This is a genomic window from Mycobacterium sp. BMJ-28 (assembly GCF_054404835.1).
Genome location: NZ_CM136783.1, coordinates 370,094 through 387,972, shown reverse-complemented (window position 1 = coordinate 387,972; position 17,879 = coordinate 370,094). Strand labels below are relative to the sequence as shown.

Here is a 17,879-nt window from a genome sequence, read left to right as displayed (position 1 = left end):
TAACGCTAGTCGACCGTTGGGCGCCGATTCTCCGACCGTTCATCGCAACCGCCCCGCCGCCCGCAGCACGTTGTGACGCTCCAACACTGGTGCAACGTTCGGTGACTACGCTCACACCATGACCACACCGCCGCTGACGTATGCCGACGTTCCGTCCGCCTATCCGCCGCCCGCTGAGTTCGCGGCGAACGCCAATGCCACCGGCCAGTTGTACGACGACGCCGCGGCCGACCGGCTGGGATTCTGGGCCACCCAGGCCGAACGGTTGAGTTGGGCGACCCCGTTCACCGAGGTGCTGGACTGGTCGCAGGCGCCGTTCGCGAAGTGGTTCGTCGGCGGCAAGCTCAACGTGGCCTACAACTGCGTGGACCGCCACGTCGAGGCCGGCCACGGTGACCGGGTGGCCATCCACTGGGAGGGCGAGCCGGTCGGCGACGCGCGCGACATCACCTACGCCCAGCTCAAGGACGAGGTGAGCAAGGCCGCCAACGCGCTGACCGGCCTCGGCCTGGTGGCCGGTGACCGGGTTGCCATCTACATGCCGATGGTGCCCGAGGCGATCGTGGCGATGCTGGCCTGCGCGCGGCTGGGCGTCATGCATTCGGTCGTGTTCGCGGGCTTCTCGGCCTCAGCGCTCAAAGCCCGGATCGAGGACGCGGCCGCCAAGCTGGTGATCACCACCGACGGGCAGTACCGCCGGGGCAAGGCCGCCTCGCTCAAGGATGCCGTGGATGAGGCGGTCGACGGGCAACCGTCGGTCGAGCACGTGCTGGTGGTGCGCCGGACCGGCATCGACGTGGCCTGGACGCAGGGACGCGACCTGTGGTGGCACGAAACCGTCGACTCCGCCTCGGCACAGCACACCCCGGAAGCCTTCGACTCCGAGCAGCCGCTGTTCCTGCTCTACACCTCGGGCACCACCGGTAAGCCCAAGGGCATCGTGCACACCTCCGGTGGCTACCTGACCCAGGCCGCCTTCACCCACTCAGTCGTCTTCGACGTCAAGGCCGACAGCGATGTGTATTGGTGCACAGCCGATATCGGCTGGGTCACCGGGCACACCTATATCGTGTACGGCCCACTGGCCAACGGCGTCACCCAGGTCGTCTATGAGGGCACCCCGACCTCACCGAACGAGCACCGGCACTTCGAGGTCATCGAAAAGTACGGTGTGACAATCTATTACACCGCGCCCACGTTGATCCGTACGTTCATGAAGTTGGGCCGCCAGATTCCGGCGGCCCATGACCTGTCCAGCCTGCGGCTGCTCGGTTCGGTCGGCGAACCGATCAACCCCGAGGCGTGGCGCTGGTATCGAGAAGCCATCGGCGCCAACAAGACTCCGATCGTGGACACCTGGTGGCAGACCGAGACCGGTGCCATCATGATCTCCCCGCTGCCCGGGGTGACCGCCACCAAACCGGGATCGGCGATGACGCCGCTGCCGGGCATCTCGGCCAAGATCGTCGACGACGACGGCAACGACCTGGTTCCCGGCGCCGATGAGGCCGAACACGTCACCGGCTACCTGGTGCTGGATCAGCCGTGGCCGGCGATGCTGCGCGGAATCTGGGGCGACCCCGAGCGTTTCAAGGAGACCTACTGGTCCCGGTTCGCCGAGCAGGGCTGGTACTTCGCCGGCGACGGCGCCCGCTACGACGCCGACGGCAACATCTGGGTACTGGGCCGCATCGACGACGTGATGAATATTTCCGGGCACCGGATCTCCACCGCCGAGGTCGAATCCGCACTGGTCGGCCATTCCGGTGTCGCCGAGGCCGCGGTCGTCGGTGCCAGCGACGAAACCACCGGCCAGGCCATCTGTGCGTTCGTCATCCTGAAGGCCTCTGCCCACGGCGGAACCGAGTCCATGGTCGAAGAACTGCGCGCCCAGGTGGCCACCGAGATCTCCCCGATCGCCAAACCGCGCGAGATCCACGTCGTACCGGAGCTGCCGAAAACCCGCAGCGGCAAGATCATGCGCCGGCTGCTGCGTGATGTGGCCGAGGGCCGCGAACTCGGCGACACCTCAACCCTGGTGGACCCCAGCGTGTTCGAGGCGATCCGGGCCAGCAAGTAGGCCCCGCCCCAGGCGAGCGGAGCGACGGGGAATCGGACTCAGGGGACCGGAACGAAACCCGTCCCGGGCCGGTTCTTGGCGGCGATATCGGCGAGCGCGGCGTTGATCGACACCGTGACCGCCGGCGTGTGCAGCGGCACGTACTTCACCACGCAGGTCGGCAGGTCCTCGGTGAACGCGCCGTGGATCATGCCGACCAGCCGGTTGTTCACGGTGACGGGCGCCCCGGAGTCGCCGGGCTGCCCGCACACCTGGTTGAGGATGGTGCCGGGATCCTTACCCGGCCCCCAGGTGACCCCGCACGAATACCCGGTGGTGCGGCCCAGTTTGCAGGCCACCTCGCCGAATCCAGGGTCTGGGCCGATGCCGTCGATGCGGAATCCGTTGACCGTGTCCACCGGGTGCACCTTCTGCGGGTCGAACTCGATCACCGCGTAGTCCAGCCCGTCGTTGCCGGCCACCATGGTGCCCAGCACCCCGGCCTGGGGCACCGCCTCGGAGGCGACCCGCATTCCGGGGCCGCCGCAGTGCGCTGAGGTGAAGCCGATGAGCTTGCCTGCGGCATCGTTGCCGATCGCGGTCAGGGTGCAATAGGTGTCGCCTTCGATGACGATGCCGGATCCGCCCCCGAGGTCGACCGGTCCGTCGGCATGTGCGGTCGGTGCCAGAGCGATGACCGCGAAGGCGGTGACGGCCCCGGCAAGCGCGTAAGCCGTCTTGTGCCAGCGGTGTCTCAAGTGCATCCTCTATTCGATCGGGCCGACCGCCGCCAATCCTATCGTCGGGCTGGATCGATGGACGTGACGCGACATGGCACCATAGCCCCATGACGACAGGGCAAACCAAGAACGGCGTGCCGACCACTGTGGCATCCATTCCGCTCGTTGACCCGCATGCCCCCAAGACCGATCCCTCGATCGGCGACCTGGTCAAAGACGCCACCGCGCAGGTGTCGACCCTGGTCCGCGCCGAGGTCGAGCTGGCCAGGGCCGAGATCACCCGCGACGTCAAGAAGGGCCTCACCGGCAGCGTCTTCTTCATCGCCGCGCTGGTGGTGCTGTTCTACTCGACCTTCTTTTTCTTCTTCTTCATGGCCGAGCTGCTCGACGAGTGGCTGTGGCGGTGGGTCGCGTTCCTGATCGTCTTCGTGCTGATGGTGATCACCACGGGCGCGCTGGCGCTGTTCGGCTACCTGAAGGTGCGCCGGATCCGCGGGCCGCAGCAGACCATCGAGTCGGTCAAGGAAACCCGGGCCGCCCTCACCCCTGGCCACGACAAGACCACCGACGTGGCACGCCCGACTCCCACCGACCCGTCGGGCTGGTAAATGCAACCGCCCGATCCGTCGGTGGTCTACATCGACGGCCCGTGGCGTCATCTGCAGGTCCACGCGAACGGGATCCGCTTCCATTTGGTGGAGGCCGAGTCCGCCGGCTCGCAGGCCGATCACGCCGACCGTCCGCTGGTGATCCTGCTGCACGGCTTCGGCTCGTTCTGGTGGTCGTGGCGGCATCAGCTGCGCGCGCTGCGGGCCGGGGCGAGCGCAGCGACGGGGACGGTCAACGCCCGGGTGGTCGCGGTCGATCTGCGCGGTTACGGCGGCAGTGACAAGCCCCCGCGCGGCTATGACGGCTGGACGTTGGCCGGGGACATCGCCGGCCTGGTGCGGGCTCTGGGCCACCGCACCGCGACGCTGGTCGGCCACGCCGACGGCGGTCTGGTGTGCTGGGCCACCTCGGTGCTGCATCCGCGGGCGGTGACGGCCATCGGGCTGGTCAGCTCACCGCACCCGGTGGCCTTGCGCGCCTCGGCGCTGACCCGGCGCGATCAGGGCCGGGCCCTGCTGCCCACCATGCTTCGCTACCAGCTGCCGTTCTGGCCCGAGCGTGAGCTGACCCGCCATGACTGCGCCGAACTGGAACGGCTGATCCGCAGCCGCGCGAGCGCGAAATGGCAAGTCTCCGAAGACTTCACCGAAACCATCGCGCACCTGCGCACGGCCGTCAGGATACCGGGGGCCGCGCACTGCGCGCTGGAGTACCAGCGCTGGGCGGTGCGTAGTCAGCTGCGCGCCGAGGGCCGCAGGTTCATGCGCTCGATGAAACAGCCGCTGGCGATCCCCGTCCTGCATCTGCGCGGGACGGCCGATCCCTATGTGCTGCCCGACTCGGTGCACCGGACCCGGCAGTACGCGCCGCACGGGCACTACGCGTCGATCGAAGGCGCCGGGCATTTCGCCCACGAGGAATGCCCGGATGCGGTGAACGCACAGCTGTCGCGTTTCCTGGGCCAGGTGGGTCCGCGCTAGGAGATGCAGCGCCCCGTCGGCACGGGTTCGGTGTTTCCGACCTTGAGACGCTGCTGCAGCACTTCCTCGGCGGTCAGCACGAACCCGGTGTCGGCGTCGTCGACGGCCGCACCGAACACCACACCGAGCACCTTTCCGTCGGTGTCGATCATCGGTCCACCCGAATTGCCTTGCTTGACAGTGCCTCTGATGGTGTAGACGGTCCGGTTCACCGTGGTGGTGTGATAGATGTCGGGGCCGTTGAGTTCGATGGTCTCGCGAACCCGGGCCGGGGTGGCGGTGAATTCCCCGCCACCGGGATAGCCCATCACCACGGCGTCGGTGGCCGGCTTGGCCTCCGCGTCGTGGAACAGCAGCGGCTGGGCGGGAAGGTTCGGCACCGCCAGGATCGAGATGTCCTCGTTGGGGTCATAGGACACCACGGTGGCGTCATAGGTCTTGCCGTCCACCTCGACTGTGACCGTCTCGGCACCGGCCACCACGTGCGCATTGGACATCACCCGGTTCGGGGCAATGACGAAACCACTGCCCTCCAAAACCTTTTGGCAGCTGGGCGCGACGCCGCGGATCTTCACCACGCTGCCCCGAGCGGCGGTGACGGTGGCGGAGTTGATCAGGGCGTCGTCGGGCGCTTCGACGGCGACGATGGGTGTGCGGCCGAACGGCGGGAGCAGGTCGGGCAGCCCGGAGGTGTCCAGCAGGTTGGCCAGCCGGGTGGGCACCCGCCGCATCCATTCCGGGGCGATCGCGTTCACCTCGGCCAGAACCCGTGAACCACGCACCGCCGCGCTGAGACCGGGCTGACTCGACGAGGTCAGCGGGGCGGCCAGCAGCCACGCCGCCAGCAGCACCGCCACCAGCTGAAGTGCCGCGCCGACAAGCGAATCGAGACCACGCACCAACCGGTTCCGGATGGCCCCGCGCACCGCGCGGCCGAGCACCACGCCGGCGATCTCACCGACCACCACCAGCGCCAGGATCAAGAACAGCGTCGCGAACAATCGGGTGCGTGCGCCGTCGATATGACTGACGATGTGCGGCGCCAGCAGGACCCCGGCGACAGCACCAAGCACCACGCCCACCAGTGACAGCAGCGAGCCGAGGGCGCCGGAGCGCAGACCCGACAGTGCAGCGACGAAAGCGAAGGCGAGGATGACGAGGTCAAGCCATTGGGACGAGGTCATTATTGCTCTACACCGTACTGGCTGGTCCGCCCAACCAGTGCCATTGCCTCGTCGAGTTCGCGCACGTCGCCGGTGTCCCACGGTTGGGCCCAGCCCGCGACATCGAGGATCGCCGAAATCACCTGGCCGGTGAATCCCCACACCAGCATCTGGTTGAGCAGGAACGCCGGGCCGGCGAAGCGGGCGGTGTTCTGCTGCCGGTACACCATCAGCCGGTTCCGCGGATTGATGAACGCACGGAGCGGCACCCGCGCCACGATCGCCGTCTCGGCCGAATCGACGACCGCGACCGGGCCCGGGTCCGGCGAGTAGGCCAGCACCGGCACCACGTGAAAGCCCGAGGGCGGGATGAACATCCGGTCCAGGATCGCCAGCGGTGCCAGCCGGGAGGTGTCCACCCCGGTCTCCTCCCTCGCCTCGCGCAGCGCGGTGCCCACCGGGCCGCCGTCGCCGGGATCGGCGGCCCCACCGGGGAAGGCAGCCTGACCCGAATGGTTGCGCAGCGTGGCGGCGCGGACGGTGACCAGCAGGTCGGCGTCCTCGGGCAGCACGCCGGCCGGGGCATCCGGCGGCCCGGAGAACAACACCAGCACGGCCGCATCACGTTTGGTGCCGGAGCGGGTCGCCGTGTTGTTGGCGTCCGCGATCGCGGCGAGCACATCGGCGGGGACCCGGCTCCGGTAGGCATCGGGCACCTGGTGGACATCGTCGACCAGCCGGCGTAGCCACTGCGGGGTGGATTCGGGCTTCAGGCCGGTGTTCCGGCCGGCACCGAGCGTGCTCATCCCGGCACTCCTATCGATGGGTTCACCGCGGCGGCGATGTCGTCGGCGTCGGCGAACGGCCGGGGCAGGATTTCGGCCACGCTACCGTCCGCACGCAGTACGACGGTGGCAGGCATCACGTTGGGCACCTTGAGTGCGGCGGCGGCCAGGCGGCGGCCGTCCTGCAGCATCGGCAGGTGCACCCCGAGTTCGGCCATCCGGGTCAGACCGGCCGCCTCGTTCTCGTCCTGGTGGACGGTCACCACGCTCACCGCGGCGCCCATCCGGCGCTGGTATTCGGCCATCGCGGGCAGCTCGTCGGCACAGGGTCCACACCAATACGCCCACAGGTTCAGCACCACCGGCCGCCCGGCCAGTGCCGCGGAGACATCCACCGGCGTTCCGTCACCCGCACAGTCCAGGGTGATGCCGGTCAGTGCGGGCGGGCCCGGCCGGCCGGTGACACCCGTGGGACACGGCGGCAGATCCGCCTTCGCGCGGGGAGCACGCAACGCCTCAGGAGTGTCGGCGTCGCGGTGATCGCGCGCGGCGGGCGGCTGAGCGGACGGAGTGCTGCGGTCCGGGCCGACCTCCCGCCACAGCGCGACGCCCAGCGCCGCGAGCAGGATCAGTACCGCTGCGGTCCAGCGAGCGGACCTGCTCACAGGCCGGCGAGGGCCAGCAGATGCTCGGTCTCGGGCCCTTTGACCAGTGCGGCCGCCGTCAGCGGGTCGGTGGGCCCTTCCCCGAACGAAGGGCAGTCCTTGGCCAGCACACAGACCCCGCACGCCGGGCGCCGGGCGTGGCAGACACGGCGGCCGTGAAAGATGACGCGATGACTCAACAGCGTCCACTCGCGGCGTTCGATGAGGTCACCGACGATGTGTTCGACCTTCACCGGGTCCTGCTCGGCCGTCCAGCGCCAGCGCCGGACCAGCCTGCCGAAGTGGGTGTCGACGGTGATGCCGGGGACGTCGAACGCATTGCCCAGCACCACGTTCGCGGTTTTGCGACCGACACCGGGCAGCGTCACCAAATCCGCCAGGTTGCCGGGCACCTCACCGTCGAACCGCGACTCCAACTGCTGGCCCAGATTGATCAGCGAATTGGCCTTGTTCCGGTAGAAGCCGGTCGGCCGGATCAGTTCCTCCAGCTCGGTGCGGTCGGCCTGGGCGTAGTCCAGCGCGGTGCGGTACCGCTGGAACAACGCCGGCGTGGTCAGGTTCACCCGTTTGTCGGTGCACTGCGCCGACAGGATCGTCGCCACGATCAGTTCCAGCGGTGAGGTGAAATCCAATTCGCAGTACACATGGGGGAACGCCGTCGCCAGTGTGCGGTTCATCCGGCGAGCCCGGCGGACCAGGCCGAGGTGGGTCTCGGCGTCCCACTTGGTTTCCGATTTGCTCCGGGCGGTGCGGACAGTCACCCGGATCAGCGTACTGACGCGCGCCCTGGGCAAGCGAAGCGACGGGATACAAAGCCGTCCAGTGCTGTGCCGACCGGTGACAAACCGTGATCTGGCTGAGACCTTGGCCGTGTTTACTCATCACTCGTGTCGTGGTTGCTGGTGGCGTTCGTGCCGGGGTTGCTGATGTTGGCAACCTTCGGTCTCGACCGGCTGGAAGCCGGGCTGAACCTCGACACCACGCAGGCCCGTCCCCAAGAACCTTTGCTGGACCGTGCGCCCGCACCCCGACCGGCCATTACGCCGACGTCAGTGCTGCCGACCCGAATCCATGTGTCGGCGGGACTGAATCCGTAGTTTTCCGCGACTCGCCAGCCCAATCGTGTGTAGCGTTGGCACGTCGCGAACTGACCAGCATCTAGACTGAATTCGCTCACCAGCCGGCGGTTGGTCGGCGCGTGTCATATCAACAATTAGCTTAAGAGGGGCAACGTGGACGAGATCCTGGCCAGGGCCGGAATCTTCCAAGGAGTCGAACCCACCGCGGTGGCAGCGCTGACCAAGCAGCTGCAGCCCGTCGACTTCCCGCGGGGACACACCGTGTTCGCCGAGGGTGAGCCCGGTGACCGGCTGTACATCATCACGTCCGGCAAGGTGAAGATCGGCCGCCGCTCGCCCGACGGCCGGGAAAACCTGCTGACCATCATGGGTCCGTCGGACATGTTCGGTGAGCTGTCCATCTTCGACCCCGGGCCCCGTACCTCCAGCGCCACCACCATCACCGAGGTGCGTGCCGTGTCGATGGACCGCGAGGCGCTGCGCGCCTGGATCGCCGACCGCCCCGAGATCGCCGAGCAGCTGCTGCGCGTGCTGGCCCGCCGCCTGCGGCGCACCAACAACAACCTCGCCGACCTGATCTTCACCGACGTCCCGGGCCGGGTGGCCAAACAGCTGCTGCAGCTGGCGCAGCGCTTCGGCACCCAGGAGGGCGGCGCCCTGCGCGTCACCCACGACCTGACCCAGGAGGAGATCGCCCAGCTGGTCGGCGCCTCCCGCGAGACGGTCAACAAGGCGCTGGCCGATTTCGCCCACCGCGGCTGGATCCGGCTGGAAGGCAAGAGCGTGCTGATCAGCGACAGCGAGCGGCTCGCCAGGCGGGCCCGCTAAGCCCGCAGATAGTCCAGCTGCGCCTGGGTCGACTTTTCGGCCGCATCCCACAGCTTCTCGTCGACATCGGTGTAGACATGCTCGACGATCTGCCGCGCGGTGGCCTCTTCGCCGAGCACCCGCAGTGCTTCGCGCACCTGATTCAGCCGGTCCTCCCGGTGCGCCAGGTACGCCGCGCTCACCGCTTCCACGTCGTCGAGGTCGGGCCCGTGGCCGGGCAACACTCGCCGGTGCCCCAGTCCACGTAGCCGCCGCAAGGACTCCAGGTACGCGCCGAGGCTGCCGTCATCGCTGTCGATGACGGTGGTGCCGCGGCCCAGCACGGTGTCCGCGGTGAGCACGGCGCCGTCGATCAGAAAGCACAGCGAGTCCGCGGTGTGCCCAGGCGTGGCCATCACCTTGATCCGGACGCCGGCGGCGTCGATCACCTCACCATCGGTGAGGGGTCCGCCCAGGCCGCGCAGAAAACCGCTGCCGACCGCGCGCACCACCGCACCGGTGCGTTCCACGACGGCGTCGATGCCGCCGGTGTGGTCCTCGTGTTTGTGACTGATCAGCACCAGCGGGATCGGCCCGAGGTCGGCGAGGCGGCCGATGTGCTCGGCGTCGTCGGGGCCGGGGTCGACGATCACCATCTCGGCACTACCCGCACCGCGCAGCACCCAGGTGTTGGTGCCGTCCAGCGTCATGATTCCCGGGTTGTCGCACAGCAGCACGGAGGCCGATTCGGTCACCGGCCGCAGCACTCCGTACGCGGGATGGGTCATTGCACCTCTCACGCGATGTCGACTCACGCGATCTCGACGATGATCTCCACCTCGACCGGCGCGTCCCGCGGCAACTCCGACACCCCGACCGCCGACCGGGCGTGTGCCCCGGCATCGCCGAAGATCTCGCCGAACAGCTCCGAGGCCCCGTTGATCACTCCCGGCTGGCCCGCGAAACCCGGTGCGGACGAGACGAATCCGACCACCTTGACCACTTTGGTCACCGCGTCCAGGCCGACCAGTGAGTGCACCGCGGCGAGCGCGTTCAGACCACACACCCGGGCCAGCTCCCTGGCCCGTTCCGGGGTGACGTCTGCGCCGACCTTTCCGGTGCCGAGCAGTTCCCCGCCGACCAGCGGCAGCTGGCCGGCCGTGTAGACGAGGTTGCCGGTGCGCGTCGCGGGCACATACGCGGCCAGCGGCGGAACCACCGGCGGCAGCTCGATTCCCAGCTCGGCCAGTCGGTCGGTCCAGGAACTCACTTGGGCCGCTTCAGGTAGGCGACGTGCTGCTCTCCGGTGGGGCCGGGCAGCACCGACACCAGCTCCCACCCGTCGGCGCCCCACTGGTCGAGGATCTGCTTGGTGGCGTGGGTCAACAGGGGGACGGTGGAGTACTCCCACCGGGTCGGTTCGCTCATGCAGCAGAGCTTATCCGCAGCCGCGATGCTCACAGCTAGCATGCACTGGTGGACCCTGCACCCAACCCGGTCGGCTGGCCTACCCGCCTGACTGAGGCCCGACTGCATTTCGTGTCGGGCAAAGGCGGTACCGGAAAATCGACGATCGCCGCCGCACTCTCCTTGGCCCTGGCCGCGGGCGGGCGCAAGGTACTGCTGGTGGAGGTCGAGGGACGTCAGGGCATCGCCCAGCTCTTCGATGTGCCGCCGCTGCCCTACAAAGAGGTGAAGATCGCCACCGCCGAGGGCGGCGGTCAGGTCAACGCGCTGGCCATCGACACCGAGGCCGCGTTTCTGGAGTACCTCGACATGTTCTACAACCTGGGCATCGCCGGCCGGGCGATGCGCCGGATCGGGGCGGTCGAATTCGCCACCACCATCGCGCCGGGCCTGCGCGACGTGCTGCTCACCGGCAAGATCAAAGAGATCGTCGTCCGCAACGAGAAGAAGAAGCCGGACAGCTACGACGCGATCGTCGTCGACGCTCCCCCGACCGGCCGGATCGCCCGGTTCCTCGACGTCACCAAGGCGGTCTCGGAACTGGCAAAGGGCGGCCCGGTGCACTCGCAGGCCGACGGCGTGGTCAAGATCCTGCACTCGAAGCTGACCGCCATTCATCTGGTGACGCTGCTGGAGGCACTGCCGGTCCAGGAGACCCTGGAGGCGATCGACGAGCTGCGCGCCCTGGAGCTGCCGATCGGCAGCGTCATCGTCAACCGCAACATCCCGAACTATCTGCCCGCCGATGCGCTGAGTAAGGCCGCCGAGGGTGACATCGACGCCGACGCGGTGCGGGCCGGTCTGAGCAAGGTCGGAATCACGTTGTCCGACAATGACTTCGCCGGCCTGCTCACCGAATCCATCCAGCACGCGACCCGGATCGCGGCCCGCGCCGAGAGCGCCGAGCAGCTGCAGCAACTCGATGTGACCCGGCTGGACCTGCCGACCATCTCCGACGGAGTGGACCTGGGCAGCCTCTACGAACTGGCCGAAGAACTCGCACAACAGGGCGTGAGGTAACAGTCGATGAGCACCACACCCCCCGCGCTCGATCTGGGCGCCATCCTGACCGACAAGTCCAATCGTGTCGTCGTGTGTTGTGGCGCAGGCGGTGTCGGCAAGACCACCACCGCCGCGGCGATGGCGCTGCGCGCCGCCGAATACGGCCGCACCGTCGTGGTGCTGACCATCGACCCGGCCAGGCGGCTGGCGCAGGCACTGGGCATCGAGAGCCTGGGCAACACCCCGCAGCGGGTGCCGCTGGCGCCCGAGTTCACCGGTGAACTGCACGCCATGATGCTCGACATGCGCCGCACCTTCGACGAGATGGTGCTGCAGTACTCCTCCGACGCCACCCGCGCGGAGGCCATCCTGGAGAACCAGTTCTACCAAACCGTCGCGACGTCGCTGGCCGGCACGCAGGAGTACATGGCCATGGAGAAGCTCGGCCAGCTGCTGGCCGAGGACAAGTGGGATCTCATCGTGGTGGACACCCCGCCGTCCCGCAACGCCCTGGACTTCCTGGACGCCCCCAAGCGCCTCGGCAGCTTCATGGACAGCCGGCTGTGGCGGCTGCTGCTGGCTCCCGGCCGCGGCATCGGCAAGCTCGTCACCGGGGCCGTAGGGCTGGCGATGAAGGCGCTGTCCACCGTGCTCGGGTCCCAGATGCTTTCCGACGCAGCCGGTTTCGTACAAGCCCTGGACGCGACCTTCGACGGGTTCCGGCAGAAGGCGGACAAGACCTACGAGCTGCTCAAGCGCAGGGGCACCCAGTTCGTGGTGGTGTCGGCGGCCGAACCGGACGCGCTGCGCGAGGCGTCGTTCTTCATCGACCGGCTCTCACAGGAACACATGCCGCTGGCCGGCATGATCCTGAACCGGACGCACCCCACGCTGAGCAGCCTGGCCGGTGAGAAGGCAGAGGAAGCCGCCGACGAGTTGGATGCCCAGGAAGCGGGCGGACTGACTGCGGCGGTGTTGAGAATTCATGCGGCCCGCGCGGCGACCGCCAAGCGCGAGGTGCGGCTGCTGGGCCGGTTCACCGGCGCCAACCCGCACGTCGCGATCGTCGGCGTGCCTTCGCTGCCGTTCGACGTGTCCGACCTGGAGGCGCTGCGCGCGATCGGCGATCAGCTGACGGGTGTGCCCGAGTCCGCCTGAAACGAAGCGTTTACCCCACGACTCGTGGGGTAAACGGCAATGCGGTGGGGTAGAGGCTTAGACGGCGCTGCGGTGCTTACGCTGCGCGGCGAAGAACTCGGCCCAGGACACAACCTCGGGATGCTGTTTGAGCAGGGCGCGGCGCTGACGCTCGGTCATGCCGCCCCAGACGCCGAACTCCACCCGATTGTCCAGCGCGTCGGCACCGCATTCGGCGATAACGGGGCAGTGCCTGCAGATCACGGCGGCCTTGCGTTGGGCGGCGCCGCGAACGAACAGTTCGTCCGGGTCGGCCTGCCGGCAGCGGGCCTGAGAGACCCACGCGATACGCGCTTCGGCCTCTGCGCTGGGTGTGGCACTACCGGGCTGCGGGCTCGTGCCTATTTTGCGTACTGCAGTCGTGAGAACTGACACCAGCAACCCTTTCGCTTCGACTGACCAGACCGCAGGTGCGATCTGCGCCACATTACGACCAATAGTGTTACTTGAATCGCATTGTGTGTCCAAGCTAGGTGGTCAGAGGGGTTTTACGCAACAGTCAGATCACGGTTTTTTGGGACGGGCGTGCCGCCGGGCCGTCCGAGGTACAAACACACCGCTCGCAGGCCACCCCGTTAACGTCTGGTTAGTCTGTTACCCATGGCAGAGCAGCACACCGCGCGCCCACCCGTTGCGGTGACGCTCATCAAGCTCGCGTGGTGCGTTCTGCTGGCCAGCGTGATCGCCGCCGGTTTGCTGTTTCCCGTGGTAGGGGGCTTCGGCCTGATGTCCAACCGGGCCTCCGACGTCGTCGCCAACGGTTCCGCTCAGCTGGTGGAGGGCGAGGTGCCCGCGGTCTCCACGATGACCGACGTCCGTGGCAACCCGATCGCGTGGCTCTACAGCCAGCGCCGGTTCGAGGTGCCCAGCGAGCAGATCTCCAACACGATGAAGCTGGCAATCGTCTCCATCGAGGACAAGCGGTTCGCCGAACACAACGGGGTGGACTGGAAAGGCACCCTTACCGGACTGGCCGGGTACGCCTCCGGCGACATGGACACCCGCGGCGGTTCCACGCTGGAACAGCAGTATGTGAAGAACTACCAGCTGCTGGTGATCGCGCAGACCGACGCCGAGAAGCGGGCCGCCATCGAGACCACTCCGGCCCGCAAGCTGCGCGAGATCCGGATGGCGTTGACCCTGGACAAGACGTTCACCAAGCCGGAGATCCTGACCCGCTACCTCAACCTGGTGTCCTTCGGCAACGGCGCCTTCGGCATCCAGGACGCCGCCCAGACCTACTTCGGCGTCAATGCCTCCGAGCTGAACTGGCAGCAGGCCGCGCTGCTGGCCGGGATGGTGCAGTCGACCAGCGCGCTGAATCCGTACACCAATCCCGACGGGGCGCTGGCCCGCCGGAACCTGGTGCTGGACACCATGATCGACAACATCCCGCAGGAAGCCGAGGCGCTGCGGGCGGCCAAGCAGCAGCCGCTGGGCATCCTGCCGCAACCCAACGAATTGCCCAGGGGCTGCATTGCCGCCGGGGACCGCGCCTTCTTCTGCGACTACGTGCTCGATTACCTGGCCCGGGCCGGCATCAGCAAGGAGCAGGTGGCCAAGGGCGGCTACATGATCCGCACCACGCTGGACCCCGATGTGCAGGCCAATGTGAAATCGGCGGTCAACAGCATCGCCGCACCCGACCTGAACGGCGTCGCCAGTGTGATGAGCGTCGTCAAGCCCGGCAAGACCGCCCACCCGGTGCTGGCGATGGCCAGCAACCGCACCTACGGCCTGAATACCGACGCCGGGGAAACCATGCAGCCCCAGCCCTTCTCACTCGTCGGTGACGGCGCCGGGTCGATCTTCAAGATCTTCACCACCGCGGCCGCGCTGGACATGGGGATGGGCATCAACGCCACGCTGGACGCACCCGCCCGGTTCGAGGCCAAGGGGCTGGGCAGCGGCGGCGCCAAGGGGTGCCCGGCCGCCACCTGGTGTGTGCAGAACGCCGGCAACTATCGCGGCCAGATGAGCGTCACCGATGCGCTGGCCACCTCGCCCAACACCGCGTTCGCCAAGCTGATCAGCCAGGTCGGCGTGCAGCGCACCGTCGATATGGCGGTCAAGCTGGGCCTGCGGTCCTACGCGCTGCCCGGCACCGCGCGCGACTACGACCCGGAGAGCAACGAGAGCCTCGCCGACTTCATCAAGCGGCAGAACCTGGGCTCCTTCACCCTCGGCCCCGTCGAGGTGAACGCGCTGGAACTGTCCAATGTGGCCGCGACACTGGGCTCCTCGGGCACCTGGTGCCCGCCCAACCCCGTCGACAAGGTCTTCGACCGCCGCGGCCAGGAGGTCGCGGTCACCACCGAGACCTGCGAGCAGGTGGTGCCGGAAGGCCTGGCCAACACGCTGGCCAACGCCATGAGCCACGACGACCAGGGCAACGGCACCGCGGCCGGTTCGGCCGGGGCGGCGGGCTGGAACCTGCCGATGTCGGGCAAGACGGGGACCACCGAGGCGCACCGCTCGTCCGGATTCCTGGGCTTCACCAACGCCTTCGCCGCGGCGAACTACATCTACGACGATTCCTCCACCCCCGGCGACCTGTGTTCTTTCCCACTTCGCCAATGCGGATCCGGCGACCTGTTCGGCGGTAACGAGCCGGCCCGCACCTGGTTCACCGCCATGAAGCCGATCACCCCCGACACCGTGCAGTTGCCCCCGACCGATCCGCGCTACGTCGAAGGCGGCCCCGGCTCGCGGGTGCCGAGCGTCGCGGGTATGACGCAGGACTCCGCCCGGCAGCGTCTCAAGGAGGCCGGTTTCCAGGTGGCCGACCAGGCCACCCCCGTGAACAGCGTGTCCTCGGCCGGCACCGTGGTCGGCACCTCGCCGAATGGCCAGACCATCCCGGGCTCGATCATCACCATCCAGGTCAGCAACGGCATCCCGCCGCCACCGCCGCCACCGCCGGCCGGTATCCCGGGGCTGGATCCGTTCGGTCCGCCCCCGCAGGTGGGGTCCACCGTGATCGAGATTCCCGGGCTGCCGCCCATCACGGTGCCGGTGCTCGGTCCCCCGCCCCCGCCGCCGCCACCCTGATCACGGGTGATAGCCGCGTCGTGGTGCGCCCCGGGCAGTAGTCTTTTGGCATGCCGTACGTGAAGAACACCGCTGCCATCGCCGCAGGCACCCTGGCCGCAGGCATCGGTTACGCGTCGCTGATCGAGCGCAACGCCTTCGCGCTGCGTGAGCTCACCATGCCGGTGCTCTCGCCCGGCTCCACGCCCCTGCGTGTGCTGCATCTGAGCGACCTGCACATGCTGCCCCGGCAGCACCGCAAGCAGGCGTGGCTGCGCGAGCTGGCGGCGCTGGAACCGGACTTCGTCGTCAACACCGGCGACAACCTGTCGCACCCACGGTCGGTTCCGGCCGTCGTGCAGGCCCTCGGGGACCTGCTGTCGGTGCCCGGGGTGTTCGTCTTCGGCAGCAACGACTACTTCGCGCCCCGACCCAAGAACCCGGCGAACTATCTGTTCAAGAAGCACAAGCGGATCCACGGGGCGCCGCTGCCCTGGCAGGATCTGCGGGCGGCGTTCTCCGAGCGCGGCTGGCTGGACATGACCCACACCCGGCGCGAGTTCGACGTCGCCGGGCTGCGCATCGCCGCGGCCGGGGTGGACGACCCGCACCTCAAGCGCGACCGCTACGACACCATCGCCGGACCGGCCAGCCCCACCGCGAACCTGCGCCTCGGTGTCACCCATTCACCGGAGCCCCGCGTGCTGGACCGGTTCGCCGCCGACGGCTACCAGCTCGTGATGGCCGGGCACACCCACGGCGGGCAGCTGTGCCTGCCGTTCTACGGCGCCGTCGTCACCAACTGCGAACTGGACCGCTCACGGGTCAAAGGGCCGTCGCTGTGGGGTGCGGACATGAAACTGCATGTGTCGGCCGGCATCGGCACGTCGCCGTACGCGCCGGTGCGGTTCTGCTGCCGACCGGAGGCCACCCTGCTGACCCTGGTCGCTGCCCCCACCGGGGGGCAGGTGCTGGGCACCCGGGCCGGGCAGGCGCACCCGAGCGTCACCGCGCGGTGACCGACGGCGGGACCGTCACCCGCAGCCAGCCACGTGAGTGGGTGGACAACGCCGTCCGGCTGATCGAGGCCGACGCACGGCGCAGCGCCGACACCCATCTGCTGCGCTATCCGTTACCCAGCGCGTGGGCCGGTGACGTCGATGTGCAGCTCTATCTCAAGGACGAGACCACCCATATCACCGGCAGCCTCAAGCACCGGCTGGCGCGCTCGCTGTTCCTGTACGCGCTGTGCAACGGGTGGATCGGCGAGCACACCACCGTCGTGGAGGCCTCGTCGGGCTCGACGGCCGTCTCCGAGGCATACTTCGCCGCGCTGCTCGGGCTGCCGTTCATTGCGGTGATGCCGTCCTCGACCAGTCCGGCCAAGATCCGGCTCATCGAATCGCAGGGCGGCCGTTGCCATTTCGTGGCGAAGTCGGCGCAGGTGTATGCCGAGGCCGAACGGCTTGCCCGCGACACCGGCGGGCACTACCTGGACCAGTTCACCAACGCCGAACGGGCCACCGACTGGCGCGGGAACAACAACATCGCCGAATCGATCTTCGAGCAGATGCGCGACGAGACCCATCCGGTGCCGGACTGGATCGTCGTCGGCGCGGGCACCGGCGGAACCAGCGCCACCATCGGCCGCTATCTGCGCTACCGCCGCTACGCCACCCGGCTGTGCGTCGTCGACCCGGAGAACTCCGCGTTCTTCCCCGCCTACGCGCAGGGCCGCGACGACATCCAGACGGGCGCGTCGTCGCGGATCGAGGGAATCGGCCGTCCCCGGGTGGAACCGTCGTTCCTGCCCGGCGTGGTGGACCGGATGGTCACGGTGCCCGACGCCGCGTCGGTGGCGGCGGCCCGGCATGTCAGCCGCGTGCTGGGACGGCGGGTGGGCCCGTCAACCGGCACCAACGTGTGGGGCGCCTTCGGCCTGCTGGCCGAGATGATCGCCCAGCGACGCAGTGGATCGGTGGTGACGTTGCTCGCCGACAGCGGCGACCGCTATGCGGACACTTATTTCGACGACGAGTGGGTGACCAGCCAGGGGTTTGATCCCTCCGAGCCGGCCGCGGCGCTCATCGAGTTCGAACGCTCGGGGTATTGGCCCTGACTCTCGGCCCGGCCGGTCATGAACAGCCACAGCGCGGCGAGGGCGAAGAACCCGACGTAGATCAATGCACCTAGTCCGGTCATTTCTGCCTCCTCTTGCCGTACGGGCCCGCTGCCCTGAAGTGTGTAACGCCGCGGGCGTTCTAATTCTTTCCTAATCTGGGAACTGATAAACATC

19 protein-coding genes are annotated in these 17,879 nt (G+C 68.3%); 10 read left to right on the top strand and 9 right to left on the bottom strand.

Annotation, left to right across the window (positions count from 1 at the left end; all coding sequences use genetic code 11):
- The first annotated feature begins 118 nt into the window (after window positions 1-118).
- Entirely contained in the window at window positions 119-2,080 is a 1,962-nt protein-coding gene (gene acs, locus ACXPWS_RS01925) for an acetate--CoA ligase (protein WP_458710822.1), read from the top strand.
- Between the two features lie 38 nt (window positions 2,081-2,118).
- Here the strand turns inward: acs and ACXPWS_RS01920 are convergent, their stop codons facing one another.
- Entirely contained in the window at window positions 2,119-2,823 is a 705-nt protein-coding gene (locus tag ACXPWS_RS01920; RefSeq protein WP_458710821.1) for a S1 family peptidase, read from the bottom strand.
- Between the two features lie 83 nt (window positions 2,824-2,906).
- On the opposite strand from ACXPWS_RS01920, the gene ACXPWS_RS01915 reads away from it, so the two are divergent.
- Both ACXPWS_RS01915 and ACXPWS_RS01910 read left to right on the top strand, forming a co-directional pair.
- Complete coding sequence (locus tag ACXPWS_RS01915; RefSeq protein ID WP_458710820.1) at window positions 2,907-3,407, top strand: phage holin family protein; 501 nt, start codon at window positions 2,907-2,909, stop codon at window positions 3,405-3,407.
- Window positions 3,408-4,388, top strand: a complete 981-nt coding sequence (locus tag ACXPWS_RS01910; RefSeq protein ID WP_458710819.1) for an alpha/beta fold hydrolase — start codon at window positions 3,408-3,410, stop codon at window positions 4,386-4,388.
- Here the strand turns inward: ACXPWS_RS01910 and marP are convergent.
- The 4 genes from marP to nth are packed head-to-tail and all read right to left on the bottom strand — an operon-like array spanning window position 4,385 to window position 7,678.
- On the bottom strand, window positions 4,385-5,572 hold the full coding sequence (gene marP / locus ACXPWS_RS01905) for an acid resistance serine protease MarP (protein WP_458710818.1): 1,188 nt from the start codon (window positions 5,570-5,572) through the stop codon (window positions 4,385-4,387). The two genes, ACXPWS_RS01910 and marP, sit on opposite strands and share 4 nt — an antisense overlap.
- Complete coding sequence (locus ACXPWS_RS01900; RefSeq protein ID WP_458710817.1) at window positions 5,572-6,357, bottom strand: NUDIX hydrolase; 786 nt, start codon at window positions 6,355-6,357, stop codon at window positions 5,572-5,574. The genes marP and ACXPWS_RS01900 overlap by 1 nt, the downstream gene beginning before the upstream one ends.
- The gene (locus ACXPWS_RS01895; RefSeq protein WP_458710816.1) at window positions 6,354-7,001 is read right to left on the bottom strand and encodes a TlpA family protein disulfide reductase; all 648 of its coding nucleotides are present in this window, start codon (window positions 6,999-7,001) and stop codon (window positions 6,354-6,356) included. Before ACXPWS_RS01895 ends, ACXPWS_RS01900 begins: the two co-directional genes overlap by 4 nt.
- Window positions 6,998-7,678 carry an endonuclease III gene (gene nth / locus ACXPWS_RS01890; RefSeq protein ID WP_458713373.1) on the bottom strand — a complete coding sequence of 227 codons (681 nt, stop codon included), beginning with the start codon at window positions 7,676-7,678 and terminating at the stop codon, window positions 6,998-7,000. Before nth ends, ACXPWS_RS01895 begins: the two co-directional genes overlap by 4 nt.
- Before the next feature lie 210 nt (window positions 7,679-7,888).
- On the opposite strand from nth, the gene ACXPWS_RS01885 reads away from it, so the two are divergent.
- A complete protein-coding gene (locus ACXPWS_RS01885; RefSeq protein ID WP_458710815.1) occupies window positions 7,889-8,098 on the top strand; it encodes a hypothetical protein in 210 nt (69 codons plus the stop codon).
- Between the two features lie 135 nt (window positions 8,099-8,233).
- A complete protein-coding gene (crp, locus tag ACXPWS_RS01880) occupies window positions 8,234-8,908 on the top strand; it encodes a cAMP-activated global transcriptional regulator CRP (RefSeq protein ID WP_019510750.1) in 675 nt (224 codons plus the stop codon).
- Here the strand turns inward: crp and ACXPWS_RS01875 are convergent.
- The 3 genes from ACXPWS_RS01875 to ACXPWS_RS01865 are packed head-to-tail and all read right to left on the bottom strand — an operon-like array spanning window position 8,905 to window position 10,315.
- On the bottom strand, window positions 8,905-9,675 hold the full coding sequence (locus ACXPWS_RS01875; RefSeq protein WP_458710814.1) for an MBL fold metallo-hydrolase: 771 nt from the start codon (window positions 9,673-9,675) through the stop codon (window positions 8,905-8,907). The genes crp and ACXPWS_RS01875 overlap by 4 nt on opposite strands.
- Window positions 9,676-9,698: 23 nt before the next feature.
- A complete protein-coding gene (locus ACXPWS_RS01870; protein ID WP_458710813.1) occupies window positions 9,699-10,157 on the bottom strand; it encodes a RidA family protein in 459 nt (152 codons plus the stop codon).
- On the bottom strand, window positions 10,154-10,315 hold the full coding sequence (locus ACXPWS_RS01865; RefSeq protein ID WP_458710812.1) for a DUF4177 domain-containing protein: 162 nt from the start codon (window positions 10,313-10,315) through the stop codon (window positions 10,154-10,156). The genes ACXPWS_RS01870 and ACXPWS_RS01865 overlap by 4 nt, the downstream gene beginning before the upstream one ends.
- 48 nt (window positions 10,316-10,363) lie before the next feature.
- Between ACXPWS_RS01865 and ACXPWS_RS01860 the strand changes: the two genes are divergently transcribed.
- Window positions 10,364-11,374: an ArsA family ATPase gene (locus ACXPWS_RS01860; protein WP_458710811.1), complete on the top strand. Its 1,011-nt coding sequence runs from the start codon at window positions 10,364-10,366 to the stop codon at window positions 11,372-11,374.
- Between the two features lie 6 nt (window positions 11,375-11,380).
- Window positions 11,381-12,514 carry an ArsA family ATPase gene (locus ACXPWS_RS01855; protein WP_458710810.1) on the top strand — a complete coding sequence of 378 codons (1,134 nt, stop codon included), beginning with the start codon at window positions 11,381-11,383 and terminating at the stop codon, window positions 12,512-12,514.
- A 57-nt stretch (window positions 12,515-12,571) separates the two neighbouring features.
- On the opposite strand, the gene ACXPWS_RS01850 is transcribed toward ACXPWS_RS01855, so the two are convergent.
- Window positions 12,572-12,898: a WhiB family transcriptional regulator gene (locus ACXPWS_RS01850; protein ID WP_458713372.1), complete on the bottom strand. Its 327-nt coding sequence runs from the start codon at window positions 12,896-12,898 to the stop codon at window positions 12,572-12,574.
- 255 nt (window positions 12,899-13,153) lie between these two features.
- Between ACXPWS_RS01850 and ponA2 the strand changes: the two genes are divergently transcribed.
- From ponA2 to cds1, 3 genes are read left to right on the top strand one after another with little or no spacing between them, the layout of a single operon-like run.
- Window positions 13,154-15,604, top strand: coding sequence for a transglycosylase/D,D-transpeptidase PonA2 (gene ponA2 / locus ACXPWS_RS01845; RefSeq protein WP_458710809.1), 2,451 nt, complete (start codon window positions 13,154-13,156; stop codon window positions 15,602-15,604).
- Between the two features lie 50 nt (window positions 15,605-15,654).
- The gene (locus tag ACXPWS_RS01840; protein WP_458710808.1) at window positions 15,655-16,602 is read left to right on the top strand and encodes a metallophosphoesterase; all 948 of its coding nucleotides are present in this window, start codon (window positions 15,655-15,657) and stop codon (window positions 16,600-16,602) included.
- Complete coding sequence (gene cds1 / locus ACXPWS_RS01835) at window positions 16,599-17,702, top strand: L-cysteine desulfhydrase Cds1 (protein WP_458710807.1); 1,104 nt, start codon at window positions 16,599-16,601, stop codon at window positions 17,700-17,702. Before ACXPWS_RS01840 ends, cds1 begins: the two co-directional genes overlap by 4 nt.
- The last annotated feature ends 177 nt before the right edge of the window (window positions 17,703-17,879 follow it).

What these genes read in the sequence shown, in the direction of transcription:
- ACXPWS_RS01910 (WP_458710819.1), top strand. Translation starts at nt 3,408, where the DNA reads ATGCAACCGCCCGATCCGTCGGTGGTCTACATCGACGGCCCGTGGCGT.
- marP (WP_458710818.1), bottom strand. Translation starts at nt 5,572, where the DNA reads ATGACCTCGTCCCAATGGCTTGACCTCGTCATCCTCGCCTTCGCTTTC.
- ACXPWS_RS01840 (WP_458710808.1), top strand. Translation starts at nt 15,655, where the DNA reads ATGCCGTACGTGAAGAACACCGCTGCCATCGCCGCAGGCACCCTGGCC.
- acs (WP_458710822.1), top strand. Translation starts at nt 119, where the DNA reads ATGACCACACCGCCGCTGACGTATGCCGACGTTCCGTCCGCCTATCCG.
- ACXPWS_RS01855 (WP_458710810.1), top strand. Translation starts at nt 11,381, where the DNA reads ATGAGCACCACACCCCCCGCGCTCGATCTGGGCGCCATCCTGACCGAC.
- nth (WP_458713373.1), bottom strand. Translation starts at nt 7,678, where the DNA reads ATGAACCGCACACTGGCGACGGCGTTCCCCCATGTGTACTGCGAATTG.
- ACXPWS_RS01915 (WP_458710820.1), top strand. Translation starts at nt 2,907, where the DNA reads ATGACGACAGGGCAAACCAAGAACGGCGTGCCGACCACTGTGGCATCC.
- ACXPWS_RS01900 (WP_458710817.1), bottom strand. Translation starts at nt 6,357, where the DNA reads ATGAGCACGCTCGGTGCCGGCCGGAACACCGGCCTGAAGCCCGAATCC.
- ACXPWS_RS01875 (WP_458710814.1), bottom strand. Translation starts at nt 9,675, where the DNA reads ATGACCCATCCCGCGTACGGAGTGCTGCGGCCGGTGACCGAATCGGCC.
- ACXPWS_RS01920 (WP_458710821.1), bottom strand. Translation starts at nt 2,823, where the DNA reads ATGCACTTGAGACACCGCTGGCACAAGACGGCTTACGCGCTTGCCGGG.
- ACXPWS_RS01865 (WP_458710812.1), bottom strand. Translation starts at nt 10,315, where the DNA reads ATGAGCGAACCGACCCGGTGGGAGTACTCCACCGTCCCCCTGTTGACC.
- ponA2 (WP_458710809.1), top strand. Translation starts at nt 13,154, where the DNA reads ATGGCAGAGCAGCACACCGCGCGCCCACCCGTTGCGGTGACGCTCATC.